This is a genomic window from Planococcus sp. CAU13, from assembly GCF_000775575.1.
Lineage (GTDB): Bacteria > Bacillota > Bacilli > Bacillales_A > Planococcaceae > Planococcus.
Genome location: NZ_JRGN01000252.1, coordinates 1 through 5,715 on the forward strand (window position 1 = coordinate 1; position 5,715 = coordinate 5,715).

Below are 5,715 nucleotides of genomic sequence, written 5' to 3' on the forward strand. Positions count from 1 at the left end.
GTCTTTGCGACGAAGCAGCGTAGCGATGCAGGAGCACATCTCTGCACTTCGCTGCCTTCCGCTCATTCATCTAGAAGTGGTTCTTAGATATGAAGCAAAACAGTGCAGACGCCCAGGGGAATAGGCGAATGCCGACGAAGGGCGAGATCCACTCGGACGAAGTGAAACTAGTACGAGTTAGCTCAGTGCGAGCCCCCAGGCAAGCGCAGCTGTTTTACGGAATATAGATTCTTATCCAAAGCGCCGAAGCGAATTGATATTCTTCTGTATATTTCCCCTATCCAAACCTCAAATCCACCAATATACCCATTTCAACATGCTTTTATTCATAAAAAACTAATTATTTCAAAGTAACGAAAACCGCTTTAGAACGGGAATCAGAGGGGTTTATTTCAGGGTGTAATTGTTTTGTTACACAAATGTAACTTAAATACTTACCCTTCCGTGCTATGCTTCAAACAGGAAATTTAGAAAAATAATACAAAAAATAAAAAAATTATTTAAGGGGAAATGTAAAAGTATGAAACGCATAATCATCACGTTACTAGCGGTCTTCCTGATACTTCCAACCTTGCCAACTGCCACTGAAGCTTCAACTTCAAATCAATTAGTCGCAACAGCCAAACAATATCTAGGTGTTCCATATAAATGGAGCGGCACAACGCCATCAGGTTTTGACTGCTCCGGTTACGTCCAATTCGTATTTGCGAAAAACGGCGTATCTCTTCCACGCACAACTGGCGAAATGTTCAACACTGGAACTTCTGTTTCGAAAAGCAATCTGCAAGTCGGAGACCTTGTCTTCTTCAACACTTCAGGTAAAGGTGTCTCTCACGTCGGGATCTACATCGGCAGCAATAACTTCATCCATTCTTCATCCAGTAAAGGCATCATGGTTTCATCCATCAACGATCCTTACTACTGGGGCAGCAAATATATCGGTGCTAAACGCGTTAAGAATTTCTCAGCACCAACAGTGACAGCGACTTCTGCAAAATTAGACACGAACAGTTACGTTACAAGACTTGAAGCAGCAGAAACAATCGTTAAAGCTTTGGGCCTGAAAGCAAAATCAAAAGACACTTACTACTCGGATATCTACTCGACCAACCCGAAAATCGAATACATCAACGCCGCTTATGAAGCAGGGATCTTCACTGGTTCTAACGGCAAATTCAATCCGAACGATAAATTGAACCGTTCACAAATGGCGAAAGTGATCACAGAAGCTTACAAATTGAACGGCCAGAAAAATGGCGGATTCAAAGATGTTCCTACGAACCACATGTTCTACGGCTATATTTCAACTCTTTTCCATAACAACGTTACAACGGGTTATGAAAATGGCTATTACGGAGTAACTGACAACGTAACAAAAACTCAATTGCAGAAATTCATCGATCGCGCTAAAAACAAATAAGCACATTAAAGGCTGCAGCAAAGACTCATCTTCATGAGCTTTTGCTGCAGCCTTTTTATTTTTGCTTGATTCTTATTGTTCATCTCGAAATTAAAGTAATATATTTACAAAAAAACATACCTTACCTACAGGTTAATTGAACCCACCCTATATTCCCCTCTTGGTTTCCGAAGGGAAAAAACCGGTGCTACAGCTGGTTTTTCATGTCTATATGCTTATGAATATTATCATTTTAATAAAAAAAGGGTATTAAGAAGGATAAATGTATGATAGCTTTTAAGTGAGTCTATTGGTATCATTTCATTAGACTAAAATATGGAGGTAATTGTATAAATGAGGAATGTTTGCATACTTTTTGCTTTTATGCTGATCAGCGGGGTGTTCTTCTCGACTGGATCATCAGTAAGTGCAAGTACGGCCTTTTCTGACGTCTCAGCCACAGATGAATATTCGGAAGAAGTTTCTTATATAAGCAGCAAAGGAATTATCAAAGGTTATGTTGAAAATGGAAAGTCACTTTTTAAACCTGAAAGAAATGTAAGCCGCTTCCAGGCTGCGAAAATGCTGGTGATCGCAACCGGCAACCAAAATATCGCTGGAGCGAATATCACGTTTCCTGATGTTAAAAAAGGCACCGAAGAGTATCAGTACATCAGTAAAGCAGTCAAGCTGGGTTATTTCAAAGGTAACCCGGACGGTACATTCAAACCTTACGCTAACTTGAGCCGCGGCCAGATGGCGAAAGTCCTTGCCAGCGCATTCAGCATTCAGCAGCCAGCTTCACTGAACACGCCTCTCATGTTCTCGGATGTATCACTCACTGAGGAATACACGCCATTCATCAATGGACTTTATTACAAAGGAATCACCCAGGGTTCACAGGGTAAATTCAATTCCAGTTCATCTTTGACACGCGGCCAATTTTCTTTAATGCTTGCCAGAGCATTAGACACTAAATTTATTGTACCCGTAGTCAGAGCTTCTCAAACCGAAATGGTTAAAGGAACTGTAAAACTTCCAAATGCAGGAGATACACTTAATGTCCGTTCAGGCCCTGGAGATGCACACAGCGTCAACGGAAAACTTAAGCACGGTGAGCCTGTAACCATCGTCAGTGACGCCAATAAGGACTGGGTGGAAATTCGCTATGCAAAGCGTCCTTCCTATATCCATAAATCATACATCAGCTTCCTTGACGCAAACTCACAGCCGGTTGGACTGGCCACTCATTTTGTCAAGATCAACACGACTGTTCTTAACGTCAGAAACGCGCCTAATGCAAACGGCGTGCTGATGGGCCAATTCAAGAGCAATGACATTATCGAAGTCCACGGCGAAACAAACGGCTGGTACCTGGTTCTCTTCAACGACCTGCCAGCGTATATCAGCAAATCTTATACAGTTGTCTATGAAAAAGATAAACCCGTCACTCCTGTGACAAACAGCAGCCTTACAGGCAAAGTGACTGTCGCTTCCCTGAATATGAGAAGTGCGGCCAATGCCACAAGCCCGATTGTCACAAAACTTATTGCCGGCAATAAAGTCACTGTTCTTTCCATAGACGGTTATTGGGCAAAAGTTAAATTCGGCACACATACCGGATTCGTCCATAAAACGTATTTGAAGCTGGTCAATTCAAGCGGCCACGTTCTGAAGAACCGTGTCATCGTGCTTGACGCAGGACACGGCGGATCTGACCCCGGTGCAACAAGAAACGGTGTCGTAGAAAAGAACATCGTGCTTGATGTCTCGAAGCGCGTTGAAGCCAAACTGAAAGCGGTTGGCGCAAATGTTCTGATGACGCGTAAAACCGATGTCTTCCCTTCCCTTCAGGACCGGGTTGATTTCGCAAGACAGAATTACGCAGAAACTTTTGTCAGCGTTCATGTGAATGCTTTCAGCAACTCCACCGCTAAAGGTTCCGAAGTCTTCTACAATTCGAAGAATGCCAATGCAGTTGAAAGTAAGTATCTGGCTTTGGATATTCAGAACAAAATCGTGCAGTATGCAAACATGCATTACCGCCGTGTAGCTGACGGCAATTACCATGTCATCCGCAATCAGGACATTCCGGCAGTACTTGTTGAACTCGGTTTCCTGACTCATGATCCGGATTTCGCGAAATTGACGAGCCCAGCTTATCTTGATAAATACGCGCAGGCTATTTTCGAGGGCCTTGTCACTTATTACTCAGCACCATAATCATTCACATTCTGCCGGGCCACCTTGGTGCCGGCAGGAAATTTTTTCAGAAAAGGCGGATATAAATGACCAGCAGATTAAAATATTTTACAGCTTTATTAGCATTTCTGATCATCCTTACTCCATTTTCACAGTCTGCACATGCGGCCGATGACATAACAGGCCACTGGCATGAAGAAGCATTACTTGAAATGATTGAACTGAAAGTCATGAACGGTTACGGGAACGGGGAATACAGACCCGATGCACAAGTGACGCGCGGCCAGTTCGCTGCAATCATTTCACGCGCTTTAAATCTTGAAACGCCTACAGAAGGCAAAATTTTCACGGATGTAAAAAGCGAAAACGATTTCCTGAATGAAGTCCTTGCAGCTTCCAACGCGGAAATAATTACAGGCTATACAGATGGCACTTTCAAACCGCATAAAGTCATTTCACGCGTGCACATGGCTGTCATAACTGAACGTGCGATGAAATATCTTCAGATCGAAGAAAAATCCACGAACCTTCAATTCGCTGATGTGAAGAAGATCCTTGCAGATTACCGTCCTGCTGTAGCAAATACGGTAGCCTATGAAATTTTCAAAGGATCTCCGATTGACGGCAAACTTTTCTTCCGGCCAGAAGACAATGCTTCACGCGGTGACGCTGCTGCAATCATGTCCCGCCTTTTGAAAGTGGCCAAAGCAGCTCAGCCTGAAGAACCGGAGGCGGAACCTGTGCTGACATATGATGTAGCAACTGCAGCATCTGACGGAACACATAAAGTCATCAGGAAATTCGATACGTTTGAAGCAGCTGAAGCCTTCCTTAAAGCTGGGAACGGCAACGCGGTTTATTACGACAATGCAATTGTACGTATGAATTCAGGCGTGGTCATTACGGTTCCACTGCCGTCAGACAGCCTGACAACGGTTTACGCCACGACAGCAGTCGACGCTAAAGGCGACACGGTACTGCGCAATGCATTCACTTATGTCAGCGCGGATACTGAACTTGAATATTACGGATCGACGAAAGATTATGTGCAGGTCCGCGTTTCCGGCAAGGACGGCTTCATCCGCCACCAGAACGCCAACCTGAAATTATGGAGCCAAATGACTGGCCGTTCATATTACTCGGTAAGCGGCGGCAACCTGAACCACCATATCTACTCAAATGCGAAAAATTCCTATTCAGCCTACAGCATCGGCAAAGCGCCGTCATTCATGTCAGCTGGACAACGCTACCACAGCTGGGACGGCATTGAGTTCCTGACTACAGGCGGCAAAGTCGCAGGACGCGGCTACAATTACTTCCAGTACCTGCCTGCAAGAAGCACGACTTCTTATACGGCCGCAGAAATTGACGCTTATATCGTAAAAAGATTGCTTGAACTGGAAGCCAATAACCCAAGCAGCACCACATACAAAGACGCTTCCAAACGAAGCAAACTGATCGGCATGGGAACTCACCTGAAAAAAGTTGAAGCAGAAAGCGGCATCAACGCCCTTATGATTCTGGCACTTGCCCAGCACGAAAGCGCCTATGGCCTGAGTGCACGTGCGGTGACTTTCAATAACCTGTTCGGCCTGAGAGTCTATGACAACAACCCTGCCAATGACCATTTCGCTACAGTTGAAGAGAATATCGACGAATTGATTTCCCTGTTCTGGAATAAAAACTATATTCCACCGAATGCAGTGTACGCCAACGGCTCGAACTTCGGTTCCAAAGCAATCGGCATGAACATGCGCTACGCTTCTGACCCGTTCTGGGGCTCGAAAGCGGCGGGCCATATGTACCGCATCGACCAGGCAATGGGCGGCAAAGAGCTTTTCGCCTATGAACTTGGTTTGACAACAGCCATTAACCAGAACGCGCGCACAAGCGCAGAAGTCCTGACAAATAACGTCGCTTTCACTTATAAAGCAGCGGGTTACCCTGTTATCCTGAAAGAAGCATTGAAGAAACCGGACCGTACATGGTACAGAACTTCTTCCGATGATCTCAGATTCCCTGAAGTTTACTTTGCAGGCGAATACATCCGCCCGCTATCGGTTCTTAAGTAAAATATCGCAACAACCTAAAAGACTGCAGCGCACTCAATGTGC

The 5,715-nt window shown here is 44.7% G+C and carries 3 protein-coding genes; all 3 read left to right on the forward strand.

Annotation, left to right across the window (positions count from 1 at the left end; genetic code table 11):
* Positions 1 to 520 precede the first annotated feature (520 nt).
* Positions 521 to 1,420 (forward strand): C40 family peptidase, encoded by a 900-nt coding sequence (locus KW93_RS12080; RefSeq protein WP_033543279.1) that lies wholly within the window; start codon positions 521 to 523, stop codon positions 1,418 to 1,420.
* Between the two features lie 333 nt (positions 1,421 to 1,753).
* Positions 1,754 to 3,622 (forward strand): N-acetylmuramoyl-L-alanine amidase, encoded by a 1,869-nt coding sequence (locus KW93_RS16990; protein WP_052131603.1) that lies wholly within the window; start codon positions 1,754 to 1,756, stop codon positions 3,620 to 3,622.
* Between the two features lie 65 nt (positions 3,623 to 3,687).
* Positions 3,688 to 5,673, forward strand: coding sequence for an S-layer homology domain-containing protein (locus KW93_RS12090; protein WP_033543280.1), 1,986 nt, complete (start codon positions 3,688 to 3,690; stop codon positions 5,671 to 5,673).
* Positions 5,674 to 5,715 lie beyond the last annotated feature (42 nt).